The organism is Caballeronia sp. SL2Y3, assembly GCF_022879575.1.
Taxonomy (GTDB): domain Bacteria; phylum Pseudomonadota; class Gammaproteobacteria; order Burkholderiales; family Burkholderiaceae; genus Caballeronia.
The window spans coordinates 196,859-223,082 of record NZ_CP084260.1; the positions used below are offsets into that span (position 1 = coordinate 196,859).

A 26,224-nucleotide genomic window follows, 5' to 3' on the forward strand; every position below is an offset into this window, starting at 1 on the left:
CCCGCAGCGCAAGCACGCCGCCCTGACGTTCGAGGGCGGCGTTTTGTTTTGTTTCGCGACGTTGCCGCGACGTTGGCGCGACAATACGCCTCGTTCTTGCGAACCTTCGCGGCGGGTTATCGTCCGAGGGGAATGCCCGTCGACTGAATCCAGCCCATCCAGTGCGCGAACAGGATGAACAGGAACAGCGAGATGGAAAGCCCGACGCGCATGGCGAGCGACCACACCATCCGCTTGGTCTTGCCGCGGTCGGTCATCATGAAGTACAGCGCCGAGCCGAGGCTGCCGAGAATGAGGATGAAAGCGATGGCGACGATAATGTGCATAAACCAGCCGGCAAAGTTGCTCAACTTGCCCGGATAACGCATCGAGCAGTATGGAAACGAGTCATCTCATTATCTCACTCGACGGATCGCGCCGCGCGGCGGCGCACACCGTCGCGCGGCGGCTGCGGTCATGAAGATCCGCTTTTGGCCCACGCTTGTCATCTTGATCGTCGTTGCCGTAACGGTGCGCCTCGGCTTCTGGCAGCGCGACCGCGCGCATCAGAAAGAGGCGCTCAACGCGCGCATCACGGCCTTCGCGAATGCGCCGGCAACGCGCGTGGGCGTCGAACCGATGCCGCTGCAATCCGTCGAATTCCACCGGGTGCAGGCGCGCGGCGAGTTCATGCCGGAGCGCGTCGTCTATCTCGATAATCGTCCGTATAACGACCAGCCGGGCTTTTATGTCGTGATGCCGCTTAAACTCGAGGGCGGCGGCTACGTGCTCGTCAATCGCGGATGGCTGCCGCGCAATCTGGCTGATCGCACGGGCATCGAGCCGTACGAGACGCCGAAGGGCACCGTCGAGGTCGAAGGCATTGCCCGCGCCAATCCGTCGCAGGCGTTCGAACTGGGAACGGGCGGATCGGCCGGGCATCAGCAGATTCGCCAGAATCTCAGCATTCCCGCCTATGCCGCCGAAACCGGGCTCGCGTTTCAGCCGTTCGTGATCCAGCAGACGAACGACACGCACGACCGGCTCGTGCGCGACTGGCCCGCGCCGACGATGGGCGTGGAGCGCAATTACGGCTACATGCTCCAGTGGTGGGGCATGGCCGCCGCCGCCGTGGGCTTCGGGCTGTACGCCGCCCGCCGCGCCGCGAAGAAAGACGACACGCGTCTCGTAGACGACCGCGACGACGAAGCCGCCGACCACGCGTGACCCAACTCTCACCGAATTCTTGATGCCATCTCAACGTCCCACGACTGCCGACAAGCCCCGCACGCCCCCGAGAGGATCGTGGAGCAGCGGGCGCTGGATGCTCGTGCTGCTCGCGCTCGTCTGCGCGGCGCCCGTCATCGCTTCGTATCTGATGTACTACGTGTTCAAGCCGGCGGGCGGCACGTCGAGCTACGGCGCGCTGATCGACCCGCAACGGCCCATTCCGGCGCAACTCGTCGTGACGAACGAGAAAGGGCAGACCATGCCGCTCAAGTCACTCGAAGGCAAGTGGCTGATGATCACCGTCAACGGCAGCGCTTGCGACGAGCAATGCGTCACGCGCCTTTACTACATGCGGCAGGTTCGCGTGCTGCAATCGGCGGAACGCGACCGCGTGGTCAACGTCTGGCTGCGCACGGATGACAAGCCTGTGGCCGATGTCATCAAGACGGCGTATCCGCAGCCGGACACGCGCATGCTGATCGCCGATCCGCGCGCGGTCGCCGACTGGCTGCCGGTCGCTGACGGCGGCAGCATCACGGACCACATCTATCTGGTGGACCCGAACGGCAATCTGATGATGCGCTTCCCGAAGAATCCCGATCCCAAGAAGATCAACGCGGATCTGGCGAAGCTGCTGAAGTGGTCGCGGATCGGCTAACACGCGGGTTGAAGGTGAAACATGAGTTATGTATTGCAATTGGGGATGATCGGCTTGTGCATTGCGCTGCTGCCGCTGTCCTTCGTCTGGGTGAAAGCCGATGACAACAAGTTCCGCAAGCTCGTCTGGCTGACCACGTTTCTGACGCTCGATCTGATCATGTTCGGCGGCTTCACGCGCCTGACCGATTCCGGCCTCGGCTGCCCCGACTGGCCGGGCTGCTACGGCACGTCGTCGCCGTTCATCGCGCACGCGCAAATCGCCGCCGCGTATCAGGCGATGCCCACCGGTCCGGTCAGCATGGTCAAGGCGTGGATCGAGATGCTGCACCGCTACTTTGCGATGGCAATCGGCGTGCTGATCATCGCGCAGGTCATCATCGCGTGGACGGCGCGCATCAAGCGTCGTCCGCTGCACGTGTCGCCGTGGTGGCCCACCGGCATCCTGCTGCTGATCTGCCTGCAAGGCGCGTTCGGCGCGTGGACCGTCACGTTGAAGCTGCAACCCGTCATCGTCACGACGCATTTGCTGCTCGGGCTCGCGCTGCTTGGCGCGCTCGGCTGGCTCGCGGCGCGCCAGACGCCGATTCCGTCGCTCGATCCCGCGGCCGCGCGCTGGATGCCCGCCGCGCTGTTCGGGCTCACGTTGCTCGTCGTGCAGATCGCGCTCGGCGGCTGGGTGAGCACGAACTATGCTGTACTGGCCTGCACCGACTTCCCGCTTTGCAACGGCCAATGGATTCCGCCGATGAACTTCGAACACGGCTTTCACCTGTGGCGCGCGCTCGGCATGACGGGCGACGGCGACGTGATCTCGCAGGACGCGCTCGTTGCGATCCACTGGACGCATCGCACGTTCGCGGTGGTCGTCGTACTGTATCTGCTGTGGCTGGCCGCGAAACTGCGCCGCTTCGAATCGCTGCGCAAGCCGGCGAACGGCGTGCTGGCGGTCATCGTCATTCAGTTTCTGACCGGCATGTCGAACATCGTGCTGCAATGGCCGCTGCCTATTGCCGTCGCCCATAACGGCGGGGCCGCGATCGTGCTGCTCCTGCTCGTCATGCTAAACTTTCGAATCTCTTCCAGCCGTCCCGGCCGCGCCGCGCTCCCCGCACGCGACGTCGTTTCAGCGTGATGGCGCCTTCCCATGGATAGCACGACACTCAATTCCCCTCTCGGCAGCCGCGTCTCGCAATACATTGCGCTGACGAAGCCGCGCGTCACGCAGCTCGCCGTCTTCTGCGCCGTCATCGGCATGTTTCTGTCGACGCCCGGCATGGTTCCGTGGACCAAGCTGCTCGGCGGCGGCATCGGCATCTGGCTGCTGGCGGGCGCGGCGTTCGCCATCAACTGCCTCGTCGAGCAGAAAGTGGATGCGAAGATGCGCCGCACCGCATGGCGTCCGTCGGCGCGTGGGCAAATTACGAGCGCGCAGATTCTGACGTTCTCGGCCGTGCTCGGCGGCATCGGCATGTGGACGCTGTACCGCTTCACCAATCCGCTGACGATGTGGCTCACGCTCGCGACTTTCGTTGGCTACGCGGTCATTTATACGCTGCTGCTCAAGCCGTACACGCCGCAGAACATCGTGATCGGCGGCGCGTCAGGCGCCATGCCGCCCGCGCTGGGGTGGGCGGCGGTCACGGGCGCAGTGCCTGGCGACGCGTGGATTCTCGTGCTCATCATCTTTGTCTGGACGCCGCCGCATTTCTGGGCGCTCGCGCTTTATCGCCGCAAAGACTACGAGAACGCCGGCCTGCCGATGCTGCCCGTCACGCATGGCGAAAAGTACACGCTGCTGAACATTTTTCTGTACACCATCGTGCTATTCGCGGTCACGTTGATGCCGTTCATTTCCGGCATGAGCGGCGTGGTGTATCTGGCGAGCGCGGTCGGACTCGGCGCGGTCTTTCTGGGCTACACGTGGAAGCTATACCGCGATTACTCGGACGCCCTTGCGCGCAAGACTTTTCGCTATTCCATCGTGTATTTGTCGCTGCTCTTCGGCGCGCTGCTCGTCGACCACTACGTTCGCACGGTGATCGGCGCATGAGGCAGATCGTTTGTCGGCTGTTCGCGCTGTTGGTCTGCGCGGTGGCGCTGTGCGCATGCGATAAGGCGCCCGACTTCAAGAACCTCGACATTACCGGCAACAAGCAATTCGGCAGCGACTTTTCGTTGCCCGATACGACCGGAAAGACGCGCACGCTCGCTGACTTCAAAGGCAAGGCGGTCGTGCTGTTCTTCGGCTACACGCATTGCCCGGACGTCTGCCCGACGACGCTCGCGGAGCTGTCGCAAGCCATGCAACAGCTCGGCGACAAGGCGAAGGACGTGCAAGTGCTGATGGTCACCGTCGATCCCGCGCGCGATACGCCCAGCCTGCTCGGCCAGTACGTGACCGCGTTCAACCCGGCGTACATTGGCTTGCGCCCGGCCAATGACGCTGAGTTGCAGAAAGTCGCGAAGGACTTCCGCGTCTACTACGCGAGGGCGGCGGGCAAGACGCCCGGCGACTACACGATGGATCACACCGCCGCGAGCTACGTGTTCGACAAAGACGGCAAGCTGCGGCTTTTCGCCCGCGACGGACAAGGCGTCGAACCCTGGGTCCACGATCTGAAGTTGCTGATCGACTGATCGGCGGGTTCAGAAAGCGGCCTGCGGGCCGCTTTTGCGTTCTGCGTTACGCCTTCGACGGCTGCGGCAGTTTCCATCCCGGCGCCAGACGCGTCGCCTTGAATTCCATGATCTCGTAATGCGCGAGTTGCTGCCGGGCGAACGGATCTTCCGCGATGATCTCGTCGAGCCACGCCCGGTCGATGCCCGACGCGATGATCACGCCGCCGTCGCGGGGAACCTTCGGCCCCGCCATCACGAATACGCCCGCCGCGAAGTAGCGTTCGAGGAAGAGGCGGTGTTCTTCAAGCGCATCGTCGATTTCGGCGAGCGCGCCGGTGTATCGCAGGTTGATCACATACATGTTTATCGCCGTCCGAAAGTGGGTCCCAGGCCCGATTCTAAGCGGACAGTGCGCCGGATATTCACATGAGGAAACTGTATTTCCGCTCGCATCAACGCTGTGCGAACATTCGGCACGCCGGCCCGCCGCTCGCGCCGGAGCCGGCATAAGTTATCCCGCAGTCATTTGCATTTGAAACAGGAAGACCATGCAGCGCAGAAATATGCTCAAAGCCCTGGCGGCCGTCGTGGTGTCGGCCGCGTTCGTCGCGAGTTTCTCGGCACACGCCGACGACAAGATCATCAAGGTCGGCACCATCAGCGGCCCTGACGCTCAAATTTGGCAAGTCGTACAGAAGGTCGCCAAGCGCGAGGGCCTCAACGTGAAGGTGGTCGAGTTCAACGACTACGTTCAGCCGAACGCCGCGCTCGACGCCGGCGATCTCGATGCGAACAGCTTCCAGCATCAGCCGTATCTGGACAGCCAGATCAAGCAGCGCGGCTACAAAATTGTGAGCGCGGGACTCACCTACATCTCGCCGCTCGGCGTCTACTCCAAGAAGCTGAAGTCGCTGAAGGACTTGCCGCAAGGCGCGAAGGTCGCGGTGCCGAACGATCCGTCGAACGAGAATCGCGCGCTGTTGCTTCTGCAAACGCAAGGCGTCATCAAGCTGAAGGCGGGCGCGGGCGCGAACGGCAACAACGCGACGGCCCTCGACGTCGCGGAGAATCCGAAGAAGATCAAGCTCGTCGAACTCGACGCCGCGCAATTGCCGCGCACGCTCGCCGATGTCGACGCCGCCGCCATCAACACGAACTTCGCGCTGGCTGCGGGCCTGCAGCCGACCAAAGATGCGATCGCGCTGGAAGACGTGCATAGCCCGTACGCGAACCTGATCGCGGTGCGCACGAAGGACAAGGATCAGCCGTGGGTGAAGAAGCTGGTCGCCGCGTACCAGTCCGACGACGTGCGCCAGTTCCTGAAGAGCGAGTTCAAAGGCTCGGTCGTGCCTTCGTTCTGAGCGACGGCAATCTGAAGTACGAAAACGGCGTCTCCCAAGACGCCGTTTTCATTTGCGACGTTTAGTCGGCGTAAATGCGCCGCAACTCGCGCTCCCAGACGAGGCTTGCGTCCACGCCCTGTTGCGCCTTGAATCCGGTGCGCATGAAAAGCCCGCACAAATCTTCGCGCGCTTGATCGAGCCGGCACACGACGCTTTCGTAGCCCGCGCCCTGAGCGAAGTTCGTACACGCGGCGACGAGCTGTCCGCCCAGCCCCCGACGGCGCGCGCCCGGCTCCACGAACAACAACTCGATGCACGCCTGGCCGTCCGACGCGGCGGTCAGCAACGCAGCGCCGACGCGCGCGTCGCCTTCCTGTTCCGCGACCCAGCACGCGATACGCGGCGTGTCCGCCTGCATGGCGCCGAGAAAGCGCGACACGACCTTTGCCGCGTGAGCCTCGTAGGCGAGACTCGCGCGGTCGGAAACGTCGAGGTGCGCGTGACGTTCGATCATCCAACCGAAGTCGCCGCAGCGGGGGCTGCGCAAGCGCGTGGGCGCTGCGTGCGAAGCCGGCGACAAGAGCCGCTCGATGTCCGCCATGGCCAGCGACAACTGCTCGATCTCGCCCGGCGCGAGCGAATTCAATAGCGACGCCGTTTCGGAAGAGACGTGCAGATCGAGTTCATCCACCTTGGCTTTCGCTTCGGGCGTCATGGTCAGAAGATGCGCGCGGGCGTCGGCTTCGTTCTTCCGGCGCACGACGAGACCCAGCTTCTGGAAATTGGTGATGAGACGGCTGAGATATCCGGTATCCAGCCCGAGGTTGCGCGCCAGATCCGCTGCCGTGTGCGCGCGTTCGTGCGCAAGCTCGTGAAGAATGCGCACTTCCGTCAACGAAAAATGACTCTTATGTAGCCGCTCGTGAAAAGCGCCTGCGTGACGCGCGTAAAACCGGTTGAAGCGCCGCACGGCCTCGACAGCCCGACTCCGATCAAAACATCCCATTGTGCGTTTGCTCTCTCAAAAATATGTGTTTCTATTTGAATTAGTTGCGATTCCGAACTAATGGACGCATTGTGCCAAAGAAAGCACGCTCGTGCGAATACGAAAATGCCCGAATTTATGGACCTGTTTGGCAGTGGACGGCGACTGGTTCCATTGACCTCGGTATCCGGGTAAGTCCCGATAGCGGCCCTGTTGCGAAACCACCGTCTAAACAAGTTGTAACTTATTGATTAGAGACGGCATTTGACTTCCGTCACAAGCCTTTCGACACGCGTTGACTGGTATTATGTTGGTTATATAATGGGCTCCACCTAAAGCCGCGTGAGGCTCTTTCATGAGAGGAAGTTGGAAGAATCTCACTCCGGATGAAAGCAGCGATACGCCGCTTTATCTCCAGCTTGCCTCGCGCCTGGCTTCAGCCATTCACGCGGGCACGTGGTCGGCGGGAGAGGCGCTGCCTTCGGAGCGCACGTTGGCGGAGGGCGTTGGCGTATCGCGTATCACGGCGCGCAAGGCCATCGCGTTGCTCGTCGAGCAAGGGCTGATCAAGCGGGTGCGCGGCGCGGGCAATTTCATCACGCCGCGCGTGGAAGATCCGTTGTCCAGATTAACCGGCTTCACGCGCAAGATGGAACAGCGCGGTTTCCTGCCCGATTCGGTGTGGCTCGGCCGCGGACTGAGGCCCGCGAATCGCGACGAGACCGTTCATCTGGGTCTGTCGCCCGGCGCGCTCGTTGCGAGTCTCAGGAGATTGCGGCGGGCGGATGGCATCGTGATGGCGGTCGAGCATTCCACACTGCCGGCGTGGCTGGTGCCGGACCCGTTGCTGATCGGCGCGTCGCTGTACCGGTACCTGGAGGAGCGCGGTCAGGCAGTGGTGCGCGCGTTGCAGCATTTTCGGGCGGTGAACGCGAGCGCCGAAGTCGCCCGGCTGATGGCCGTGGCGCCCGGCGCCGCGCTGCTCGTGATCACGCGCATCGGCTATTCGGCGCAACGGCGGGCGATCGAACTGACGGACACCTATTGCCGCGACGACTACTACGACTTCGTCGCGGAACTGCATCGATGAGCGCGGGTGCAGCTCGGCCGGCGTCATCAGGCATTGAAAGAAGAGAGCAAGAAAGAGAACGAGAGGACCAAAAGAAGCCGTTCGCCGGCCGCGCACCGAAGCATCCGCGCGGACCAGCGTGCTCGCAGCACGGCGCGAACCGCACCTGAACCTCCTACGCATTGCGTACTTCCAGAGAACTTCATGCTGAAAGGGAACATACTGACGAACGACGGCTGGATTCACGGCACCGTGCGTTTCGAGAACGGCCGCGTGACGGCGCTCGAAGGCCACATAGCCGATCCGACGTCGAATGACGCGCCGTACATCCTGCCGGGCTTCATCGACCTGCACGTGCACGGCGGCGGCGGCCGCGACATCATGGAAGGCGGCGACGCGGCCGATACCGTCGCGCGCCAGCACGCACAACACGGCACGACGAGCCTGCTCGCCACGACGATGACCGCGCCGCGCGACGAACTGATGCAGGTCGTCGCCGGCCTCGGCGAACAAGCGAAGCGCCGCGCGCCGAGCGGTGCGCGCGTGCTCGGCGTGCATCTCGAAGGGCCGTACATCAATCCGGGCAAGCTCGGCGCGCAGCCGGACGCCGCCGCGGTCGCCGTGCGCGACGAAGTGCTCAAGTACCTCGACCTCGCGCCCATTCGCGTCGTGACCATCGCGCCGGAGATCTCGGGTCATCTCGAAATCATCGCCGACATGGCCGCGCGCGGCGTGCGCGTGCAACTCGGTCATTCGCTCGGCACCTACGACGACGCCGTCAACGCGCTGAAGCACGGCGCGCGCGGCTTCACGCATCTCTTCAACGCCATGTCGCCGCTGCATCATCGCGATCCCGGCATGGTCGGCGCGGCGCTCGCGCATGCGGAGTACGCCGAACTGATTCCCGACCTGCTGCACGTTCACCCCGGCGCAATCCGCGCCGCCATGCGCGCCATTCCGCGACTCTACGTCGTGACCGACAGCACGTCGGCGGCGGGCATGCCGGACGGCGAATACCGCCTCGGCAGCCAGCACGTCACCAAGTGCATGGGCGGCGTGCGTCTCGCGGACGGCACGCTCGCAGGCAGCACGCTGACCATGGATCAGGCGCTGCGCAATCTCGTCTCGCTGGGCATTCCGCTCGCGGACGTTTCGAATCGCTTGTCGCGCTATCCCGCCGACTATCTCGGACTCGAAGACCGCGGCCGCATCGCGCGCGGCGCATGGGCCGACATGGTCGTGCTCGACCGGGACTTCGCGCTGACCGCCACTTATGTCGAAGGAGAATCGATTGTCGAACATGCTCACTGAGGCGCTGGAGTCCGCGGATGTCGTCGCGGCCCAACTCGCCGATACCTCGCGCATCGAGGCGCTCGCCGTGAAGCTCGCGGAGCAGCCGCGTCACGTTGCGTTGACCGTCGCTCGCGGCAGCTCGGACCACGCCGCGAGCTATTTCGCCAGCCTGACGATGAGCCGCATCGGCGTGCCGGTCGCGTCGCTGCCGATGTCCGTCGCCACGTTGCAGCAAGCGCCGCTGCGCGTGTCCGGCCAGCTTGCCGTCGCGTTTTCGCAGTCGGGCAAGAGCCCGGATCTCGTCGGCACCATGCAGGCGCTGCGCGAAGCCGGCGCATTCACCGTCGCGGCCGTCAACGTCGCCGGATCGCCGCTGGAGCACGCCTGCGAATACTATCTGCCGCTCTTAGCCGGACCGGAGCTTTCGGTTGCAGCGACGAAAAGCTATATCGCGATGCTGTCGCTCTCGGCCATCGTGATCGCGCACGTTCAGCGCGACGCCGAACTGCTGAACGCGCTGAAGTCGCTGCCGGATGCGCTGCGCGCGGCGGGCAAGCTCGACTGGACGCGCGCCGTGGATGAACTGAAGGGCGTCGACCGCATGATCGTCGTCGGGCGCGGCCTCGGGCTCGCCATTGCGCAGGAAGCGGCGCTCAAGCTGAAGGAAACCTCCGGCATTCAGGCCGAAGCGTTTTCGAGCGCGGAAGTGCGACATGGTCCGATGGAAATCATCGACCGCGACTATCCGCTGCTCGTGTTCGCGCCGCGCGGGCCGGAGCAGGCGGGTCTCATCCAGTTGGCCGCTGACATGCGCGCGCGGGGCGCACGCGTGCTGCTCGCAGCACCCGACGACGTGCCCGGCGCCGAATTGCCGCTCGTCGCCACCGACCACCCGGCGCTCGATCCGATCGCCGCGATCCTTTCGTTCTACGTGATGGCCGCGGGTCTTGCCGCCGCGCGCGGGCGCAACCCCGACGCGCCGCGCCACCTGAACAAGGTCACCGAAACCCATTGAGTGAGATAGACGATGCGCCGTGCCGAGGAGTCCGTGTTGAACCATTCCACCGATAACCCGAGCGATATCGTTCTGCTCGCTCCGTTTACCGGTCCCGTCGTGCCGCTCGCCGACGTGCCCGACCCCGTGTTCGCCGAGGGGATGTTCGGCGACGGCATCGGCATCGATCCGCTCGATAACGTGCTTCTCGCGCCGTGCGACGGCACCGTGACGCATCTCGCGCGCACGCATCACGCGGTCACGCTGCGCACGGCAGCGGGCGCGGAGATTCTCGTGCATATCGGCATCGACACGGTCGAGCTGGGCGGCGAGGGCTTCGCGCCGATGGTCGAACAAGGCGCGACGGTGCGCGCGGGCCAGCCGCTCATCGAGTTCAACGCGGATTTCGTCGCGCAGCACGCGCCGAGTCTCGTCTCGGTGATCGCAATCGCCAACGGCGACGCGTTCGAGGTCGCAGAGCGCGCCGGCCGTGGCGTGCTGAAGGCGGGCGCGCGCATGCTCGTGCTGCGCGCGAAGGACGGCGCGGCGGCGCACGTGGCGCGTTCGTCGTCCAACGTGATGACCGAAGCGCGGCGCACCGTCACGCTGGCCCACGCGGGCGGCCTGCACGCACGGCCGGCGGCGCGGGCGCGCGAGGCGGCGCGCGGTCTGGACGCCAAGGTGGAAGTGCGCTTCGAAGGCCGCAAGGCGCCGGTCGAAAGCGTGGTCGGCCTGCTCGGGCTGGGCGCGGGCGAGGGCGCGACCATCGAACTCGTCGGCATGGGCGCGCAGGCGCAAGAAGCAGTGGATGCCGTCGCCACCGAATTGCTGCGCGCGGCGCAAGGCGAAGTCGAAGAGACGCCCGCGCGTGAGAAGTCGCCCGCGCCGGTCGCGGCGGTTCGCGCGTCCGCCGGGCCGCTGCCGCCGAACACGCTCGCGGGCGTGTGCGCGGCGCCGGGCATCGCGGTCGGCAAGCTGGTGCGCTGGGACGATCAGGAGATCGTGCCGCCGGAACAGGCGAGCGGTCCGTCGGCGGCGGAGAGCCGCGCGCTGGATAAGGCCATCGCGCAGGTCGATGCCGACCTCGAAGTCACCGTGCGCACCGCGTCCCAGCGCGGCGCGGTCGGCGAAGCGGGCATTTTCGCGGTGCATCGCGTGTTGCTGGAAGACCCGACGCTGGTCGATGCCGCCCGCGATCTCATCAGCCTCGGCAAGAGCGCGGGCTTCGCGTGGCGCGAGGCGATCCGCGCGCAGATCGCGCTGCTCAACAACGTGAACGACGCGCTGCTCGCCGAACGCGCCGCCGACCTGCGCGACATCGAAAAGCGCGTGCTGCGCGCGCTCGGCCTCACGAACACGGCGGCGCGCGCGCTGCCGGACGAAGCCGTGCTCGCGGCCGTCGAATTCACGCCGTCGGATCTGGCGTCGATTGACCGCACGCGCGTCACGGCGCTCGTGATGTCGCGTGGCGGCGCGACCTCGCATGCGGCGATCATCGCGCGGCAGATCGGCATTCCGGCGCTCGTCGCCATCGGCGATGCGCTGCACGGGATTGCCGAAGACGCGCAAGTGGTCGTGGACGCGTCGGCGGGCCGCCTCGAATATGCGCCGAGCGCGCTGGATGTCGAACGGGCGCGGCACGAGCGCGAGCGTCTTGCGGGCGTGCGCGAGGCGAACCGCAAGATGTCGCAGCAGGCGGCAGCGACGCGCGACGGCCGTCATGTCGAAATCGCGGCGAACATCGCCACGCTCGACGACGCCAAGGCCGCGGTCGAAAACGGCGCGGACGCCGTGGGCCTCTTGCGCACCGAACTGCTTTTTATCCATCGCCAGGCTGCGCCGACGGTCGCGGAACACGCGTCGAGCTATCAGGAAATCGTCGATGCATTGGCCGGCCGCACCGCGATCATCCGCACGTTGGATGTCGGCGCCGACAAGGAAGTGGACTATCTGACGCTGCCGCCCGAAGAGAATCCGGCGCTCGGCTTGCGCGGCATCCGGCTCGCGCAAGTGCGCCCCGATCTGCTCGACGACCAGTTGCGCGGCCTGCTCGCCGTCAAGCCGGCGGGCGCGGTGCGCATTCTCCTGCCGATGGTCACCGATGCCGGCGAACTGCAGCGCCTGCGTGCGCGCATCAACGAACTGGCGCGCGAAGCCGGGCGCACGGAGCCGGTGGCAGTGGGCGTGATGATCGAGGTGCCGTCGGCGGCGATGCTGGCCGATCAACTCGCGAAATACGCGGATTTCTTCTCGATCGGCACGAACGATCTCACGCAATACACGCTCGCGATGGACCGCTGCCAGCCCGATCTCGCCGCGCAGTCCGACGGCCTGCATCCGGCCGTGCTGCGGCTCATCAAGACGACAGTGCAGGGCGCGGAAAAGCACGGCAAATGGGTCGGCGTATGCGGCGCGCTCGGCGGCGATCCGCTCGCGGTGCCGCTGCTCGTGGGCCTTGGCGTGACGGAATTGTCGGTCGATCCGTCCGCGGTGCCGGGCATCAAGGCGCGCGTGCGCAATCTCGATTACCAGCTTTGCCGTCAGCGCGCGGAAGACGTGCTCGCGCTCGAATCGGCGCAGGCAGTAAGAGCGGCCAGCCGCGAAATCTGGCCGCAGGACTAAACGCTTGATGCTTCTTTCCTAGCCACAACCCGAGCAGCAACGACAAGACCTATATCTTTTGGAGAACCCCCGATGGACGCTAACCCGTTTGCAAAGATGCAGCGCCTAGGCCGCGCCCTGATGCTGCCGATTGCCGTTTTACCGGTGGCCGGCCTGCTGTTGCGTCTAGGCCAGCCCGATGTCTTCAACATCAAGATGATCGCCGACGCGGGCGACGCCATCTTCTCGAACCTGCCGCTTCTGTTCGCAATCGGCGTGGCGGTGGGCTTCGCGAAGGACAACAACGGCACGGCGGGTCTCGCCGGCGCGATCGGCTATCTGATCGAAACGGCCGTGATGAAGGACATCAACGACAAGCTCAACATGGGCGTGCTGTCGGGGATCATCGCCGGTATGCTCGCGGGGTACATGTACAACCGCTTCAAGGACATCAAGCTGCCCGAATATCTGGCGTTCTTCGGCGGCAAGCGGTTCGTGCCGATCGTGACAGGCGTCACGTGTCTGTTCATCGGCATCGTGCTGGGCTTCGTCTGGCAGCCGGTGCAGTCCGGCATCGACACGGCCGGCAACTGGCTGACGACGGCCGGCGCGCTCGGCACGTTCGTGTTCGGCGTGCTGAACCGTATCCTGCTCGCGACGGGTCTGCATCACATCATCAACTCGCTCGCGTGGTTCGTGTTCGGGTCGTTCACGCCGCCCGGCGGCGGCGCGGTGGTGCACGGCGACCTGCATCGCTTCTTCGCGGGAGACCAAACGGCGGGCGGCTTCATGACCGGCTTTTCCCGATCATGATGTTCGGCTTGCCGGCGGCGTGTCTCGCGATGTTCCACGAAGCACCGAAGGAGCGCCGCGCGGTGGTCGGCGGCCTGCTGTTCTCGATGGCGCTGACCGCGTTCCTCACGGGCGTGACCGAGCCGATCGAATACAGCTTCATGTTCCTCGCGCCGGTGCTCTACGGCATCCACGCGGTGCTGACGGGCCTGTCGCTCGCCATTTGCTCGGCGCTCGGCATTCACCTCGGCTTCACGTTCTCGGCGGGCGCGATCGACTACGTGCTGAACTACGGCCTGTCGCAGCGCGGCTGGCTGGCGATTCCGATCGGCCTCGTGTACGGCATCGTGTATTACGGCCTGTTCCGCTTCTTCATCCGCAAGTTCAACATGGCGACGCCGGGCCGCGAGCCGGCCACCACCGACGCGCAAACCGATGCCACGCCGGTCGGCGGCTATGTGCCGGGCGACGTCGCGCCGGCAGCGGCGAGCACGCGCGCCACGAAGTACATCGCGGCGCTGGGCGGCGCGTCGAACCTGACGCTCGTCGATGCCTGCACGACGCGCCTGCGTCTGTCGGTGGTGGACACGGACGCTGTGTCGGAACCGCAATTGAAGACCATCGGCGCGCGTGGCGTGCTGAAGCGCGGCAAGACGAACGTGCAGGTCATCATCGGACCGGAAGCGGACCTGATCGCCGATGAAATTCGCGGCGAACTCGAACACTCGTCGACGCGCGGCGCGACGCCGGCTTCGTCGGCTCCGGCGCATGCAGTTGCGACGGCAGGCGTAACCGATCAGACCGCTGGCCCGCTTGATCCGGACCCGCTGCGCTGGCTCGCGGTGTTCGGCGGCGCGACCAACGTCGTTTCGCTCGATGCGGTGGCGCAAACGCGCCTGCGCGTGGTCGTGCGCGATCCGTCGTCGGTGGATCGTCAGCGTCTGTCGCAACTGGATGTCGCGTGGGTGTCGGCGGACACGTTCCACATTGTCGTCGGCTCGGCAGCGCAGCGGTACGCGGCGCAGATGGCCGCGCGTCTCGCGGGCAACGGTGGCGGCGCAGCGCCCATGCCGGCCTGATGCGGTAAGCGGTTAGTCGTAGAAGCGGCGCCTTCGGGCGCCGTTTTTGTTTTCAACGCGCTGCGCACGCAAACAAAAACCCCGCTGTCTTTCGACAGCGGGGTTCGAACACGCTTGGCTTCCGTTCTGCCGCGGCGTTACGCGTAGTCGTGCAGCGCGGTGCGCATCTTCTTCATGGCGCTCGCCTCGATTTGGCGAATGCGCTCCGCCGACACGCCGAACTCGTCGGCCAGTTCGTGCAGCGTCTTGCCGCCCGATCCGTCGTCCTGCACGTCCAGCCAGCGCGCCTTGATGATGCGGCGGCTGCGCTCGTCGAGCGATTCCAGCGCCGTCGAAAGGCCGTCGCTTTGCAGCTTGTCGAACTGGCGCGCGGCGATCACGTTTGTCGGCTCGTTGTGCGAGTCCGCGAGATAGGCGATCGGCGCAAACGCTTCTTCGCCGTCTTCCACTTGTCCTTCCAGCGCGACGTCGCCGCCCGAAAGGCGCGTTTCCATCTCCGCGACCTCTTCGCGCTTGACGTTCAACTCGCTTGCGAGGCCGTTGATCTCGTCCGGCGTGAACGCTGCGTGGCCGGTCTTATGGCTGCGCAGGTTGAAGAACAGCTTGCGCTGCGCCTTGGTCGTCGCGACTTTCACCATGCGCCAGTTACGCAGGATGTACTCGTGGATCTCCGCCTTGATCCAGTGCATGGCGTACGACACGAGGCGCACGTTTTGCTCCGGATCGAAGCGCTTCACCGCCTTCATCAGACCGATGTTGCCTTCCTGAATCAGGTCTGCGTGCGGCAGGCCGTAGCCCAGATAGTTGCGGGCAATCGACACGACGAGACGCAGGTGCGACAGCACGAGCTGCCGCGCGGCGTTCAGGTTGCCGTGCTCGCGAAATTCGGTGGCGTACTGACGTTCCTCTGCCGGCGACAGCATCGGAATACGGTTCACTGCTTGTATGTAGGAATCGATGTTGCCGATCTGACCGGTCAGCATCGACGACTGTGCGTACGTCAGCGCGCCTGCCGAAGATGCCTTGGCAGGTGCCGAGCCTACAACATTCGGAAGGGTCATCGCATTGGTCACGCTCATAAGCTCCTTGTCAACAATTGCCTGTAGCCGCAACGGCGGCAGCAGGCCAGTCACGATATTAGCACTCCGTCCAACTGAGTGCTAAGTGTTAGAGGGAAACGACGTGTGGGAGTTCCCACGAAACTATTGATTTTGTGGGTTTGATAGGTTTCCGGCTCCAGCGATTGCGCTGAACTTACCGAAGGCGAAGCGTTAGATCGAACTTATTACCGTGTAGGAGCATTAGCGCAACGGATTATTCAATCAAAGCGGCGAGATACGCTGGATTGTGCAAATATGTGTCAGCCGAAATACAATGCGCCGACCACCGCTCGGCGGGACGTAACACTACCCATACATGGGGCGCTCATGCAGAAAAACAAGGTTCTCTGGCGCAGCTTGTTGTCTCACGGCGCCATCGCGGTTTCACTCGCCCTTGCATCGGCGGCAGCGCATGCCGACCGGTTCGGACTTCAGATAGCGGGCGGCGTCGCCAACCATGACTTCAAGAAAGCCGATGTCGGCATTGTCTGGGACCCGAACCTGACGTGGTGGGAAATCGGCGGTTTCCACTTCACGCTGCTCGGCGAGGGACACGTCGCGTACTGGCACACGAAGGAAAGCAACTCGGTGAATCCGAACGTCTGGGAGTTCGGCGTGACACCGGTTCTGCGTTTCGTGAAAAGCTCGGGCTACATCCGGCCGTTCGTGGAGGCGGGCATCGGCGTCCGGCTGCTCTCGCACGCCCGGATCACGGAAGACTACACGCTCTCCAGCGGCTTCCAGTTCGCCGATATGGTCGGCGTGGGCGCCATCTTCGGCGAGAAGCAGAACTATCAGGCCGGCTTTCGCTTCCAGCATCTCTCGAACGCGAGTATCAAAGAGCCGAATCCTGGTATAAATTTCAGCCAGCTATATCTGCAATACAACTTCTGAAGGGGCGCCGGCGCATCGGTTCCCCGGCGCAAGGGGAACCGACAGATGCCGGCAAAAACCTTTGAGGCCATCCGCGGCCTGGAGCGCGACCGCTTTCGGGCGATGGTCGAGGGCGACGGCGCCGCGCTCGAAGCGCTGCTGGCCGAGAACGTCAGCTATGTCCACACCAACGGCAAGCGCGAGACGAAGCGTCAGTTCATCGACGCGATCACGGCCGGGCGCCGCCGCTATCGTCAGATCGAGATCCAGACGCAGGACGTCGTCTTAGCCGGTCCCGAGACTTGCCTGGTGTCGGGCCGCGCGCTGGTCGAAATGGAAGCGAAGAACGGCGCGCTGCTTTTTCCCATCGCCTATACGGCGATTCACGTGCAAACCGGCGGCCAGTGGCAACTGCTCGCGCTTCAGGCGACGCGCGTGGCGCTGGAATAGCGCGCCGCCGGCCAGGCTGTCAGGCTTCCACCGCCTCGTCCTCGCGCACCTTCCGCGCGATTCCCTTCGAGCGATTCACCGCGCTCACGACCGCATCGACGACCGCGAGCGCCGGATTCGCGTGCACCGCGACGCCGAAGCGCATGGATTCGTCGGCGACGCGGCAGCCCACGAAGACGGCGGTTTCGCCGTTCGCCGTGACCGTCGATTCGAACCAGCTCACGCTCGCGCCGACGTCCAGACTCGCGGCGACCGCCTGTGCGTAATCTTCCTCGCTTGCAGCGCTCGAAGCCGACGGCACCGCAATGTTTCGCCCGAAGACGGAAACCGCCGCCGCATCCACGCGCAATACCGGCCCGCCGGCGTCGAAATACTCGCGCCTGAAGAGCGCGCAGATGGCGTCGCCGCTGATCTCCTCGCCCGATTCGTCCGCCACCGCCTGCACCGCATGACTGAACTCGATCTGCACGCGGCGCGGCGGCGTGAAGCCGAGGCCGCGTTCGAGCAGATAGGTCGCGCCGCCTTTGCCCGACTGGCTGTTCACGCGAATCACGGCGTCGTAGCTGCGGCCGAGATCGGCGGGATCGATCGGCAAATAGGGCACTTCCCACGGCGTGCCGGGCACGCGCTGCGCGAATCCTTTGCGGATCGCGTCCTGATGTGAGCCGGAAAACGCGGTGAACACGAGGTCGCCCGCGTACGGATGGCGCGGATGCACCGGAAGCTGATTGCAGCGTTCGACCACGCGCCGCACCGCGTCGATGTCCGAGAAGTCCAGGCCGGGATCGATGCCCTGCGTGTACAGATTGAGCGCGAGCGTGACGAGATCGACGTTGCCGGTGCGCTCGCCGTTGCCGAAGAGGCAGCCTTCGACGCGATCCGCGCCCGCGAGCAGCGCAAGTTCCGCCGCCGCGACCGCCGTGCCGCGATCATTGTGCGGATGCACCGAGAGCACGATGCTGTCGCGAAAGCCCATGTTGCGGTCCATCCATTCGACCTGATCGGCGAACACGTTGGGCGTGGCGGATTCGACCGTCGCCGGCAGATTGACGATCATCTTGTGGTCCGGCGTCGGACGCCAGATTTGCGCCACGGCATCGCACACTTCGCGCGCGAACGACAGCTCCGTCATGCTGAAAGTCTCGGGCGAATACTGGTAGATCCAGTGCGTGCCCGGCCGCGCCGCCGCGCATTCCTTGATGATGCGCGTGCCCTCGACGGCCAGCGCCTTCACTTCGTCCTTCGACTGATTGAACACAATGCGCCGAAACGACGGCGCAATCGCGTTGTAGAGATGCACGATGACCTTGCTCGCGCCCTCGACCGCTTCGAACGTGCGCTCGATCAGTTCGCGGCGCGATTGCACGAGCACTTCGATGGTGACGTCGTCGGGAATGCGCTTTTCGTCGATCAGCTTGCGCACGAAGTCGAAATCGGTCTGCGACGCCGACGGGAATCCCACCTCGATTTCCTTGAAACCCGTTGCCACCAGCATCTCGAAGAATTCGAGCTTCGCTGCAATGCTCATCGGCTCGATCAGCGACTGATTGCCGTCGCGCAGATCGGTGCTCATCCAGATGGGCGCCTTCTCGATCGTGCGATTCGGCCAGCGGCGGCCATGCAGACGGACTTGCGGGAACGGGCGGTATTTCTCGGCGGGGTTCGGCATCATGATCGTCGATCTCTTTCAGCAGCGTAGCGCCTGCGAGAGCGGCCGACGCCGGCGGCTGGCCGGGTGCGGCGCGATGCACATGAAGCACGTGAAGCAGAACCGCGCGCACGATCCCATTGCGCACCGGCGACGGTGACGCCTGCGACCAACGTGAACGTGCGCGAAGCAGCGTGCATGTGACCCTCGCGTTTTCGATTCGCGGGATGCGCGAACGAAAAACTGACGACTACTAGGTGGTAAGGAAGGAACTGCGGGAACGGCTGGCGGGAACGTGCGCCTGGCGACGCGCGCCGCTACGTCTGGCGACTTACGCTAGACGTAGCGATAGGGGCCGCGCTAGGCGGCCCGAAATAATTCGGAGGGAGAAGAATTGGGTGAAACGCATTGGCCTACTTTAAACCAGCGTTGAAGAAGGTGTCAAATGCGGATTTTCCGATTGCGGTGCCTATACCGGCCGGCGCACGACATCCGCGATCAGCTCCACCTGACGCGCGATGGCGGGCGGCACCGGCACGTCGCCCCGCATCACGTCTTCGATCCAGCGGGCGGTAGTGGCGGCATCGAGCGATTCGGGCAGTTCGACGGCGGGCGCGTCCGCTTGCGAACGCTCGGGCGCGACGAGCGTCTCGGCGTGGCCGTCGTGGAACCAGTCGATCTGCACCTGGCGGCGCGTGTCCGCGACCGCCTCGCCTTCGGTGCCGCGCGCGAGCAGCGCGCCGCCTTGCGCGGCGTCCGGGTGTTCGGTGAACAGCGCGGTGAGGCTGTCGCGATATTCGGGGTGCGTGTAGTTGACGAGCCGCAGGCCCGGCTCCGCGAACGGCTGCAGAATCTTGACGAGCGTGTGCGTCGAATTGCGCACGCCCATCACGCGCCGAAGGTCCAGCAGCCGCGCGAGCTTGGGCGCGAGCGCCGTCACCGGCGCGAACGCGAGGCGGCGCGAGGCGAGGCTGTCCTCGATCTCGTCGGGCGACGCGGCGTGCGGAATGCCCACTTCGGCGAAGATCGCGGCGCTCGTCACGCGGCCCGGATCGTCCACCACGCCATGCACCAGCACCGGCACGCCTTCGCGCGCGAGCAGGAGCGCGAGCAGCGGCGTCAGGTTCGGCTGCTTGCGCGCGCCGTTGTAGCTCGGGATCGACACGGGCCGCGCGTGCTCGCGGCCTTCCTGCACATGCAGCGGCTCGAACGAACGATGCGCCGCCGCCAGCATCGCGGCGAGTTCGGCGGCGGTCTCGCCCTTCACGCGATACGCGAGCAGCACGGCGCCGAGTTCGACGTCGGAGACGCGGCCATCGAGCATGGCTTCGTAGAGCGAATAGGTGTCGTCACGCGAAAGTGCGCGCGCGCCGTTCGGGCCGCGCCCGATTTCCTTGATATAGCGCGCGCAGGGGAAAGAAGGAGGTGGAGTGTCGGTCATCGGAAGCGTGCGCAGAACGGGCGCTCATTTACATGGTCCTGAGCGGCGCCGTCGCGAGTGGAAGATGCGGTATGACACTCAGTATCGCATTTAAGCGCTGCTTGCAAGTTCCGGGACAGGCATCGGGTGTGATTGCGCGGCGACTCGAAGGATGACAGCAGGCCGTCCGAAAGCTCGCGCGCCCGCGCCGGACAAGGCTCGCCACGATTCGCGCCGGCACGTTACACTCGCTTTTTGCGACTCCGGCGGCGAGCGTGGATGCGCCGGCGATCGACTAACATCAAACAGGAGAGCGGGATGACTTATGTGTTTCCCCCGGCGCCGGCGACCGCCGTTCCGGTCGCGGGTTCGAACGAGCAGTTTCCCGTGCGCCGCATCTACTGCGTCGGGCGCAACTACGAAGCGCACGCGCGGGAAATGGGCCACGATCCCGACCGCGAGCCGCCGTTCTTCTTCAGCAAGCCCGCCGACGCCGTGCTGTACGTCGCGCCGGGTTCGACCGGCGAGTTGCCGTATCCGTCGCAGACCAAGAACCTGCACTTCGAGATGGAACTCGTCGCGGCAATCGGCAAGCAGGGCAAGGACATTCCCGCCGACAAGGGCCTCGACTACGTGTACGGCTACGCGCTCGGCCTCGACATGACGCGTCGGGACCTGCAAGCCGAAGCGAAGAAGCTCGGCCGTCCGTGGGATACGGCGAAAGGCTTCGACCACTCCGCGCCGCTCGGCCCGATTCATCCGGTGTCGAAGGTCGGGCATCTGGAAAAGAGCGCGATCTGGCTCACGGTCAACGGTGAGGAAAAGCAGCGTTCGGACATCTCGCAGCTGATCTGGTCGGTCGGCGAGACGGTGGCCTATCTGTCGACGCTCTTCGAGCTGTTCCCTGGCGATCTCATCTTCACCGGCACGCCCGAAGGCGTCGGCGCGGTCGTGAAGGGAGACCTGCTGAAGGGCGGCGTGGACGGCATCGGCGACTTCTCCGTGCGCGTGGTCTGAGGCGGCGCGCGGACAATGAAGCTCTACAGCTATTTCCGAAGCTCGGCGGCGTATCGCGTGCGCATCGCGCTTAATCTGAAGGGTCTCGACTACGAGTACGAGGGCGTTCATCTGCTGCGCGACGGCGGCCTGCAACTCAAGCCCGAATATCGCGCGCTGAATCCGGACGGCATCGTGCCGACGCTCGTCGTGGACGGCGACGTGCTCACGCAGTCGCTCGCCATCATCGAATATCTCGACGAGACGCATCCCGAGCCGCCGCTTTTGCCGCGTGGCGCGTCGGACCGCGCGTTCGTCCGGTCGGTGGCGTTGCAGGTGGCCTGCGAGATTCATCCGCTCGATAACCTGCGCGTGCTGAAGTACCTCAAGCATCACGTGAAGGTGCCGGACGAGGCGAAGGACGCGTGGTACCGGCATTGGGTGGAAACGGGTTTCGAATCGCTCGAAAAGCGCCTCGCGGCCGATCCGCGCATCGGCAAGCTGACGTTCGGCGACACGCCGACCATCGCCGATCTGTGCATCGTGCCGCAGGTGTTCAACGCGCGGCGCTTCGGCATCGACCTCGCGCCTTATCCGACCATCGAGCGCATTGCCGATTTCGCGAACCAGATCGACGGCTTCATGCGCGCCGCCCCCGCGCAGCAGCCGGACGCCGAATGACGGCGGCGGTCTCTGCGGGAGCCCTGTCGAGTTACTTGTCGGGTGCGGGATTGGGAGCGAGCCTGATCGTGGCGATCGGCGCGCAGAATGCGTTCGTGCTGCGGCAGGGGCTCAAGCGGCGGCACGTGGGCATCGTCGTGGCGATCTGCGCGTTCATCGACGTCATGTTGATCGCGCTCGGCGTCGGCGGCATGGGCGCGCTGATCGCGCGTGCGCCGTTTCTGCTCGACGTGATTCGCTGGGCGGGCGCGGTGTTCCTGTTCCTCTACGGCTTGCGCGCGTTCGTCGCGGCGTGGCGCGGTCCGGGGCATCTGAACGCATCGGACGGCGATTCGCAGACGGCGGTCGCGGCTGCGTCCACCGTGGTCGCGCTCTCGCTCTTGAACCCGCACGTTTATCTCGATACGGTCGTGCTGCTCGGCGGTATCGGCGCGCGGCATGCGTGGCCGGGCAATGCGTGGTTCGCGGCCGGGGCGATGTGTTCGTCCGTCATCTGGTTCACGGCGCTCGGCTATGGGGCGCGTCTTTTGGAGCCGTGGTTCCAAAAGGACGTGTCGTGGCGCGTGCTCGACGTGATCGTCGGCTGCGTCATGTGGTGGATTGCGGCGGCGCTGGTGTTTTCGCGCTGAAGCGACGAGAAAAAGGGCGTCTCGCGGACGCCCTTTTTTCGCAGATCAACCGAGCAACGCGTCGGCGAATTCTTCCGCCTTGAACGGCTGCAAGTCCTCGACCTTCTCGCCGACGCCGATGAAGTACACCGGAATCGGCCGCTGCCGCGCGATGGCGGCGAGGATGCCGCCCTTCGCCGTGCCGTCCAGCTTGGTCACGATGAGGCCGGTCAAGCCGAGCGCATCGTCGAACGCCTTCACTTGCGCCAGCGCGTTTTGCCCCGTGTTCGCGTCGATGACGAGCAGCACTTCGTGAGGCGCATCCGGCATGGCCTTCGCAATCACGCGGCGCACCTTGCGCAACTCTTCCATCAGATGCAGTTGCGTCGGCAGGCGGCCGGCGGTGTCGGCCATCATCACGTCGATCTTGCGGGCGCGCGCCGCGCCCACGGCGTCGAAGATGACGGCGGCCGCGTCGCCGCTTTCCTGCGCGATCACCGTCACGTTGTTGCGTTCGCCCCAGACGGTGAGCTGTTCGCGGGCGGCGGCGCGGAAGGTGTCGCCGGCGGCGAGCAGCACCGACTGATTGAAGCTCTGCAAGTGCTTCGCCAGCTTGCCGATACTCGTCGTCTTGCCGACGCCGTTCACGCCCGCGATCATCATTACCAGCGGCTGCGCGCGGCCGAGCATCAGCGACTTTTCGAGCGGACGCAGCAAATCGACGATCAGTTCGCGCAACGCCGCCTTCACCTGCGAGGCTTCGGTCAGCCGCTCGGCGCGCACTTTCTCGCGCAGCGATTCGAGCAGGAATTCGGTCGCATCGACGCCCGCGTCCGACATCAAGAGCGCGGTTTCGAGTTCCTCGTACAGGTCTTCGTCGATCTTTGCGCCGACGAAGATTCCGGTCAGGCTCGAACTCGTCTTCGAGAGTCCGTTCCTCAGGCGCGACAGCCACGACTTCTTCGCGGCGGCGTCGGGCTCGGGCGGCGGAAGCACTTCTTCGCTCGCCTCGTCGGTCTCCGGCGCGCGCAGCCATTGGGACTGCGTGCGGCCCTGCCAATACGGTGCGGGTTGATCGTTCGCGGCAGCTTGAGCGGGCTGAGCGGGCGGTTCAGGCTCGACTTCGGCAGGCGGCGCTTCGGCAGGAATGGCGGCGTCGACGGCGGGCTCGCGTTCCAGTTCCGCCTCGATCACGGGAGCGGACGCTTCTTCGTCCTCGATGGCGTCGGGCGTGTTCTCGGCGGAAGGGTCGAGCGGCGCGTCAGCCGGCTTTTTGAATCGTTTGAAAAAGCTGAACATGATCTCGGACGATGATGCGCGCGTCAATCGACGGCCCGGCGCGCTCGTGGAACAACGCCGCGCAATGGCCCGCGCAAGAAGAGGTAAGCCGCGTATTTTATCAGGCGCCGTCTATCGCGCTTGTGCGCCAGCCGCCTGTGGTAACGTTGGCTTTCACCATGCGCGCCGTGCATTCGGCGCTCGCGCCCGATTCCAACGCTTTCCTCTATGTCCCGTTCTTCCGCATCACGCCCGACCGCCTCCGCCGCTTCCGCCGCCTCTCGCCGCGCGCCTTCGCGCAGCGGCAAGCCGCACACCATCCGTATCATCGGCGGGAACTGGAAGCGCACGCCGCTGCCCGTGCTCGATCTCGAAGGCCTGCGTCCGACGCCCGACCGCGTGCGCGAGACGCTCTTCAACTGGCTCGGTCAGGATCTCGACGGGCAGCGATGTCTCGATCTCTTCGCCGGCAGCGGGGCGCTCGGATTCGAGGCGGCGTCGCGCGGCGCATCGCGCGTGCTGATGGTGGAACGCAGCTCGCGCGCCGCCGCGCAGCTTCGCGCGAACCTGGACCGGCTCGCCGCCCGCAACATCGAAGTGGCCGAAGCCGATGCGCTGCGCCTCGCCGCCGGGCTCACGCCCGGATCGTTCGACGTGATTTTTCTCGATCCCCCTTTCGGTGATCAAGCGTTGCTCACGCGCGCGCTCGAAGTCGCCGCGCCGCTCGCAGCGTCCGATGGCGCGATCTACGTCGAATGCGGCGAGCCGCTGGACCCCGACGCCATCGACGCTTTGTCCGGCTGGGCCGTGGCCCGCGAGGGCAAGGCGGGCGCGGTTCGGTATCATTTGCTGCGCCGCCGAAATGAGGAATAATGCGCCTGCCGCGTCCGGGCGGAGCCGTACCGGAACGCGCATCGCGGGAATGACGGTCGCCGGAGCGCGGCCCAAGGTCAATAAAAGAGGAGAAGCTCATGGTTGTCGCCGTGTACCCGGGAACATTCGACCCGCTGACGCGCGGGCATGAAGACATCGTGCGGCGCGCATCGAGCATTTTCGATACGCTGGTCGTGGGCGTGGCCGACAGCCGCGCGAAGAAGCCGTTCTTCACGCTGCAGGAGCGGCTCGATATCGCGCATGACGTGCTCGGGCATTATCCGAACGTGCAAGTGAGCAGCTTCACCGGGCTACTGAAGGACTTCGTGCGCAAGAACAACGCGCGCGTGATCGTGCGCGGCCTGCGCGCCGTGTCGGACTTCGAATACGAGTTCCAGATGGCCGGCATGAACCGCTATCTGCTGCCCGACGTCGAGACGATGTTCATGACGCCGTCGGATCAGTATCAATTCATCTCGGGCACCATCGTGCGCGAGATCGCGCAACTCGGCGGCGACGTCAGCAAGTTCGTGTTCCCTTCCGTCGAGAAGCGGCTGACCGACAAGGTCGCGGCTGTTCCTCAAAAGGATCCCGCCGCGCCGTAAGCATGAGCATGAGCGCCGCGTTGCTCACTCCGGCGAGCCGTGCTTGTTTGCCGCTTTGGCGAATGCCTCGGCGAGCCTGTCGAAGTGACGTAGCGCGCCGGGCGTCAACTCGATCTGCTTGCGGCGCGCGTCTTCGGTATCGGTGAGGACGATCCAGCCCTTCTCGCGCATCGACGCGATGCGCGCGTGCAGCGTCGCGGGCGATCCGAACTGGCTCTGCGCCATCATGTCCCGCACGGAAAGACGCGCTTTCTGCTGACTCATGCGCGCGACGAATTCAAGGATGCGCTCCTCCAGCGGATCGAGCGCGGGCAAGCCGCGCAACGCTTCGGCGAACTGAAGAAATCGGAGATAGATATCGGCGGGGCGGGTCACGCCTGTGCTTCATCCAGTGTGATGGCTCGATCCGCGTCAACCGCGTGAGCTAAGATGAGCCGATAACAACGGGTGGCGGCCATTCTACTCCCATGTCCAATCTGCGCTTGCACGTCGTCTCCGTGGTTGGCACAGCGGCCGTGTTCGTGCTGTCTTTGTGGCTCAATGAGCGCGTCTTCACGCACACCGAGTTCGTGCGGGGCGTCAACTGGATCTATCTGCCGTCGGGCGTGAGGCTGTTCAGTACGCTTCTTTTGGGCGGCGACGGCGCGCTCGGCTTGCTGATCGCGAGCTGGCTCGTCGATTTCTTCTACTTCTTTCCGCACGACCCGGTGCGAGCGTTCGCCGGGGGCATCATCGCGACGGTCGCGCCGTATGCGGTGTATCGGCTGGCGCGCGAGCGGTACGGGCTCAAGGCGTCATTGGCGAATCTCACCGCGAACCGCCTGTTGATTCTCGCGCTCGCTTATTCGATTGCGAATCCGCTTTTGCATCACATCTGGTTTGCGCTGCGCGGGGACACGCAGAATATCGTCGAGCGGTTTTTCGTGATGGTCGCTGGCGATCTGGCCGGCGCGTTGATTGTGCTGTACGCCGCGAAAGCCTTGCTGGCCATCGTGTTCAGACACGGGCTGCCTCGCGGAGAACGGCTCGAAGACTAGCGCCGACGCGC

The 26,224-nt window shown here is 65.0% G+C and carries 26 protein-coding genes and 1 pseudogene; 19 read left to right on the top strand and 8 right to left on the bottom strand.

Annotation, left to right across the window (positions count from 1 at the left end):
* Window positions 1–116 precede the first annotated feature (116 nt).
* Window positions 117–326, bottom strand: coding sequence for a twin transmembrane helix small protein (locus tag LDZ26_RS00965; RefSeq protein ID WP_035961831.1), 210 nt, complete (start codon window positions 324–326; stop codon window positions 117–119).
* 130 nt (window positions 327–456) lie between these two features.
* Here LDZ26_RS00965 and LDZ26_RS00970 point away from each other — a divergent pair, with 130 nt between their 5' ends.
* From LDZ26_RS00970 to LDZ26_RS00990, 5 genes are read left to right on the top strand one after another with little or no spacing between them, the layout of a single operon-like run.
* On the top strand, window positions 457–1,206 hold the full coding sequence (locus LDZ26_RS00970; protein WP_244847770.1) for an SURF1 family protein: 750 nt from the start codon (window positions 457–459) through the stop codon (window positions 1,204–1,206).
* Between the two features lie 22 nt (window positions 1,207–1,228).
* Window positions 1,229–1,867, top strand: coding sequence for a cytochrome C oxidase subunit I (locus tag LDZ26_RS00975; RefSeq protein ID WP_244847771.1), 639 nt, complete (start codon window positions 1,229–1,231; stop codon window positions 1,865–1,867).
* 21 nt (window positions 1,868–1,888) lie between these two features.
* A complete protein-coding gene (locus LDZ26_RS00980; protein WP_244847772.1) occupies window positions 1,889–3,001 on the top strand; it encodes a heme A synthase in 1,113 nt (370 codons plus the stop codon).
* Window positions 3,002–3,013: 12 nt separating this feature from the next.
* Entirely contained in the window at window positions 3,014–3,919 is a 906-nt protein-coding gene (gene cyoE, locus LDZ26_RS00985; RefSeq protein ID WP_244847773.1) for a heme o synthase, read from the top strand.
* Complete coding sequence (locus tag LDZ26_RS00990; protein WP_244847774.1) at window positions 3,916–4,506, top strand: SCO family protein; 591 nt, start codon at window positions 3,916–3,918, stop codon at window positions 4,504–4,506. Before cyoE ends, LDZ26_RS00990 begins: the two co-directional genes overlap by 4 nt.
* A gap of 46 nt (window positions 4,507–4,552) precedes the next feature.
* Here the strand turns inward: LDZ26_RS00990 and LDZ26_RS00995 are convergent, their stop codons facing one another.
* Window positions 4,553–4,849 carry a YciI family protein gene (locus tag LDZ26_RS00995; protein WP_244847775.1) on the bottom strand — a complete coding sequence of 99 codons (297 nt, stop codon included), beginning with the start codon at window positions 4,847–4,849 and terminating at the stop codon, window positions 4,553–4,555.
* Between the two features lie 187 nt (window positions 4,850–5,036).
* Between LDZ26_RS00995 and LDZ26_RS01000 the strand changes: the two genes are divergently transcribed.
* Complete coding sequence (locus LDZ26_RS01000; protein WP_244847776.1) at window positions 5,037–5,849, top strand: MetQ/NlpA family ABC transporter substrate-binding protein; 813 nt, start codon at window positions 5,037–5,039, stop codon at window positions 5,847–5,849.
* A gap of 61 nt (window positions 5,850–5,910) precedes the next feature.
* Here the strand turns inward: LDZ26_RS01000 and LDZ26_RS01005 are convergent, their stop codons facing one another.
* Window positions 5,911–6,717 (bottom strand): bifunctional helix-turn-helix transcriptional regulator/GNAT family N-acetyltransferase, encoded by an 807-nt coding sequence (locus LDZ26_RS01005; RefSeq protein ID WP_244848807.1) that lies wholly within the window; start codon window positions 6,715–6,717, stop codon window positions 5,911–5,913.
* A gap of 454 nt (window positions 6,718–7,171) precedes the next feature.
* Here LDZ26_RS01005 and LDZ26_RS01010 point away from each other — a divergent pair, with 454 nt between their 5' ends.
* From LDZ26_RS01010 to nagE, 5 genes and pseudogenes are all read left to right on the top strand, one after another.
* Window positions 7,172–7,906, top strand: a complete 735-nt coding sequence (locus LDZ26_RS01010; RefSeq protein ID WP_244847777.1) for a GntR family transcriptional regulator — start codon at window positions 7,172–7,174, stop codon at window positions 7,904–7,906.
* A 183-nt stretch (window positions 7,907–8,089) separates the two neighbouring features.
* Complete coding sequence (gene nagA / locus LDZ26_RS01015) at window positions 8,090–9,196, top strand: N-acetylglucosamine-6-phosphate deacetylase (RefSeq protein ID WP_244847779.1); 1,107 nt, start codon at window positions 8,090–8,092, stop codon at window positions 9,194–9,196.
* Window positions 9,186–10,193 (top strand): SIS domain-containing protein, encoded by a 1,008-nt coding sequence (locus LDZ26_RS01020; protein ID WP_244848812.1) that lies wholly within the window; start codon window positions 9,186–9,188, stop codon window positions 10,191–10,193. The genes nagA and LDZ26_RS01020 overlap by 11 nt, the downstream gene beginning before the upstream one ends.
* Before the next feature lie 12 nt (window positions 10,194–10,205).
* Window positions 10,206–12,794 (top strand): phosphoenolpyruvate--protein phosphotransferase, encoded by a 2,589-nt coding sequence (gene ptsP / locus LDZ26_RS01025; RefSeq protein WP_244847780.1) that lies wholly within the window; start codon window positions 10,206–10,208, stop codon window positions 12,792–12,794.
* A gap of 72 nt (window positions 12,795–12,866) precedes the next feature.
* A pseudogene (nagE, locus tag LDZ26_RS25620) lies at window positions 12,867–14,644 on the top strand (N-acetylglucosamine-specific PTS transporter subunit IIBC).
* A 137-nt stretch (window positions 14,645–14,781) separates the two neighbouring features.
* Here the strand turns inward: nagE and rpoH are convergent.
* Window positions 14,782–15,717: an RNA polymerase sigma factor RpoH gene (rpoH, locus tag LDZ26_RS01040; RefSeq protein ID WP_244848814.1), complete on the bottom strand. Its 936-nt coding sequence runs from the start codon at window positions 15,715–15,717 to the stop codon at window positions 14,782–14,784.
* Between the two features lie 354 nt (window positions 15,718–16,071).
* Here rpoH and LDZ26_RS01045 point away from each other — a divergent pair, with 354 nt between their 5' ends.
* On the top strand, window positions 16,072–16,638 hold the full coding sequence (locus LDZ26_RS01045) for an acyloxyacyl hydrolase (protein WP_244847781.1): 567 nt from the start codon (window positions 16,072–16,074) through the stop codon (window positions 16,636–16,638).
* A gap of 45 nt (window positions 16,639–16,683) precedes the next feature.
* Window positions 16,684–17,067 (top strand): nuclear transport factor 2 family protein, encoded by a 384-nt coding sequence (locus LDZ26_RS01050; RefSeq protein WP_244847782.1) that lies wholly within the window; start codon window positions 16,684–16,686, stop codon window positions 17,065–17,067.
* Window positions 17,068–17,086: 19 nt separating this feature from the next.
* On the opposite strand, the gene leuA is transcribed toward LDZ26_RS01050, so the two are convergent.
* The gene (leuA, locus tag LDZ26_RS01055) at window positions 17,087–18,739 is read right to left on the bottom strand and encodes a 2-isopropylmalate synthase (RefSeq protein ID WP_244847783.1); all 1,653 of its coding nucleotides are present in this window, start codon (window positions 18,737–18,739) and stop codon (window positions 17,087–17,089) included.
* Between the two features lie 445 nt (window positions 18,740–19,184).
* Window positions 19,185–20,156, bottom strand: a complete 972-nt coding sequence (gene ybiB / locus LDZ26_RS01060; protein WP_175939288.1) for a DNA-binding protein YbiB — start codon at window positions 20,154–20,156, stop codon at window positions 19,185–19,187.
* Window positions 20,157–20,453: 297 nt separating this feature from the next.
* Between ybiB and LDZ26_RS01065 the strand changes: the two genes are divergently transcribed.
* Genes LDZ26_RS01065 through LDZ26_RS01075 form a run of 3 tightly spaced genes read left to right on the top strand, consistent with a single transcriptional unit; the run spans window position 20,454 to window position 22,441 of the window.
* Window positions 20,454–21,152 (top strand): fumarylacetoacetate hydrolase family protein, encoded by a 699-nt coding sequence (locus tag LDZ26_RS01065; protein ID WP_175939290.1) that lies wholly within the window; start codon window positions 20,454–20,456, stop codon window positions 21,150–21,152.
* A gap of 15 nt (window positions 21,153–21,167) precedes the next feature.
* A complete protein-coding gene (maiA, locus tag LDZ26_RS01070; protein ID WP_244847784.1) occupies window positions 21,168–21,812 on the top strand; it encodes a maleylacetoacetate isomerase in 645 nt (214 codons plus the stop codon).
* Window positions 21,809–22,441 carry a LysE/ArgO family amino acid transporter gene (locus tag LDZ26_RS01075; protein WP_244847786.1) on the top strand — a complete coding sequence of 211 codons (633 nt, stop codon included), beginning with the start codon at window positions 21,809–21,811 and terminating at the stop codon, window positions 22,439–22,441. Before maiA ends, LDZ26_RS01075 begins: the two co-directional genes overlap by 4 nt.
* A 45-nt stretch (window positions 22,442–22,486) precedes the next feature.
* On the opposite strand, the gene ftsY is transcribed toward LDZ26_RS01075, so the two are convergent.
* Window positions 22,487–23,719 carry a signal recognition particle-docking protein FtsY gene (gene ftsY / locus LDZ26_RS01080; protein ID WP_244847787.1) on the bottom strand — a complete coding sequence of 411 codons (1,233 nt, stop codon included), beginning with the start codon at window positions 23,717–23,719 and terminating at the stop codon, window positions 22,487–22,489.
* Window positions 23,720–23,926: 207 nt separating this feature from the next.
* Here ftsY and rsmD point away from each other — a divergent pair, with 207 nt between their 5' ends.
* Window positions 23,927–24,571, top strand: a complete 645-nt coding sequence (rsmD, locus tag LDZ26_RS01085) for a 16S rRNA (guanine(966)-N(2))-methyltransferase RsmD (protein ID WP_244847788.1) — start codon at window positions 23,927–23,929, stop codon at window positions 24,569–24,571.
* Between the two features lie 98 nt (window positions 24,572–24,669).
* Complete coding sequence (gene coaD / locus LDZ26_RS01090; protein WP_244847789.1) at window positions 24,670–25,176, top strand: pantetheine-phosphate adenylyltransferase; 507 nt, start codon at window positions 24,670–24,672, stop codon at window positions 25,174–25,176.
* 24 nt (window positions 25,177–25,200) lie between these two features.
* Here coaD and LDZ26_RS01095 read toward each other — a convergent pair whose 3' ends face one another.
* Window positions 25,201–25,551 carry a winged helix-turn-helix domain-containing protein gene (locus LDZ26_RS01095; protein ID WP_244847791.1) on the bottom strand — a complete coding sequence of 117 codons (351 nt, stop codon included), beginning with the start codon at window positions 25,549–25,551 and terminating at the stop codon, window positions 25,201–25,203.
* A gap of 92 nt (window positions 25,552–25,643) precedes the next feature.
* Between LDZ26_RS01095 and LDZ26_RS01100 the strand changes: the two genes are divergently transcribed.
* Complete coding sequence (locus LDZ26_RS01100; protein ID WP_244847792.1) at window positions 25,644–26,213, top strand: hypothetical protein; 570 nt, start codon at window positions 25,644–25,646, stop codon at window positions 26,211–26,213.
* The last annotated feature ends 11 nt before the right edge of the window (window positions 26,214–26,224 follow it).

Bases quoted from the DNA above. Each gene is read 5' to 3' on its own strand.
- LDZ26_RS00990 (WP_244847774.1), top strand. From the start codon at position 3,916: ATGAGGCAGATCGTTTGTCGGCTGTTCGCGCTGTTGGTCTGCGCGGTG.
- LDZ26_RS01020 (WP_244848812.1), top strand. From the start codon at position 9,186: ATGCTCACTGAGGCGCTGGAGTCCGCGGATGTCGTCGCGGCCCAACTC.
- ybiB (WP_175939288.1), bottom strand. From the start codon at position 20,156: ATGACCGACACTCCACCTCCTTCTTTCCCCTGCGCGCGCTATATCAAG.
- LDZ26_RS01075 (WP_244847786.1), top strand. From the start codon at position 21,809: ATGACGGCGGCGGTCTCTGCGGGAGCCCTGTCGAGTTACTTGTCGGGT.
- LDZ26_RS00975 (WP_244847771.1), top strand. From the start codon at position 1,229: ATGCCATCTCAACGTCCCACGACTGCCGACAAGCCCCGCACGCCCCCG.
- nagA (WP_244847779.1), top strand. From the start codon at position 8,090: ATGCTGAAAGGGAACATACTGACGAACGACGGCTGGATTCACGGCACC.
- LDZ26_RS01050 (WP_244847782.1), top strand. From the start codon at position 16,684: ATGCCGGCAAAAACCTTTGAGGCCATCCGCGGCCTGGAGCGCGACCGC.
- cyoE (WP_244847773.1), top strand. From the start codon at position 3,014: ATGGATAGCACGACACTCAATTCCCCTCTCGGCAGCCGCGTCTCGCAA.
- LDZ26_RS01045 (WP_244847781.1), top strand. From the start codon at position 16,072: ATGCAGAAAAACAAGGTTCTCTGGCGCAGCTTGTTGTCTCACGGCGCC.
- LDZ26_RS00970 (WP_244847770.1), top strand. From the start codon at position 457: ATGAAGATCCGCTTTTGGCCCACGCTTGTCATCTTGATCGTCGTTGCC.
- LDZ26_RS01000 (WP_244847776.1), top strand. From the start codon at position 5,037: ATGCAGCGCAGAAATATGCTCAAAGCCCTGGCGGCCGTCGTGGTGTCG.
- LDZ26_RS00965 (WP_035961831.1), bottom strand. From the start codon at position 326: ATGCACATTATCGTCGCCATCGCTTTCATCCTCATTCTCGGCAGCCTC.
- rsmD (WP_244847788.1), top strand. From the start codon at position 23,927: ATGTCCCGTTCTTCCGCATCACGCCCGACCGCCTCCGCCGCTTCCGCC.
- LDZ26_RS01010 (WP_244847777.1), top strand. From the start codon at position 7,172: ATGAGAGGAAGTTGGAAGAATCTCACTCCGGATGAAAGCAGCGATACG.
- LDZ26_RS00995 (WP_244847775.1), bottom strand. From the start codon at position 4,849: ATGTATGTGATCAACCTGCGATACACCGGCGCGCTCGCCGAAATCGAC.
- ptsP (WP_244847780.1), top strand. From the start codon at position 10,206: ATGCGCCGTGCCGAGGAGTCCGTGTTGAACCATTCCACCGATAACCCG.
- LDZ26_RS00980 (WP_244847772.1), top strand. From the start codon at position 1,889: ATGAGTTATGTATTGCAATTGGGGATGATCGGCTTGTGCATTGCGCTG.
- ftsY (WP_244847787.1), bottom strand. From the start codon at position 23,719: ATGTTCAGCTTTTTCAAACGATTCAAAAAGCCGGCTGACGCGCCGCTC.
- LDZ26_RS01100 (WP_244847792.1), top strand. From the start codon at position 25,644: ATGTCCAATCTGCGCTTGCACGTCGTCTCCGTGGTTGGCACAGCGGCC.
- LDZ26_RS01065 (WP_175939290.1), top strand. From the start codon at position 20,454: ATGACTTATGTGTTTCCCCCGGCGCCGGCGACCGCCGTTCCGGTCGCG.
- coaD (WP_244847789.1), top strand. From the start codon at position 24,670: ATGGTTGTCGCCGTGTACCCGGGAACATTCGACCCGCTGACGCGCGGG.
- leuA (WP_244847783.1), bottom strand. From the start codon at position 18,739: ATGATGCCGAACCCCGCCGAGAAATACCGCCCGTTCCCGCAAGTCCGT.
- maiA (WP_244847784.1), top strand. From the start codon at position 21,168: ATGAAGCTCTACAGCTATTTCCGAAGCTCGGCGGCGTATCGCGTGCGC.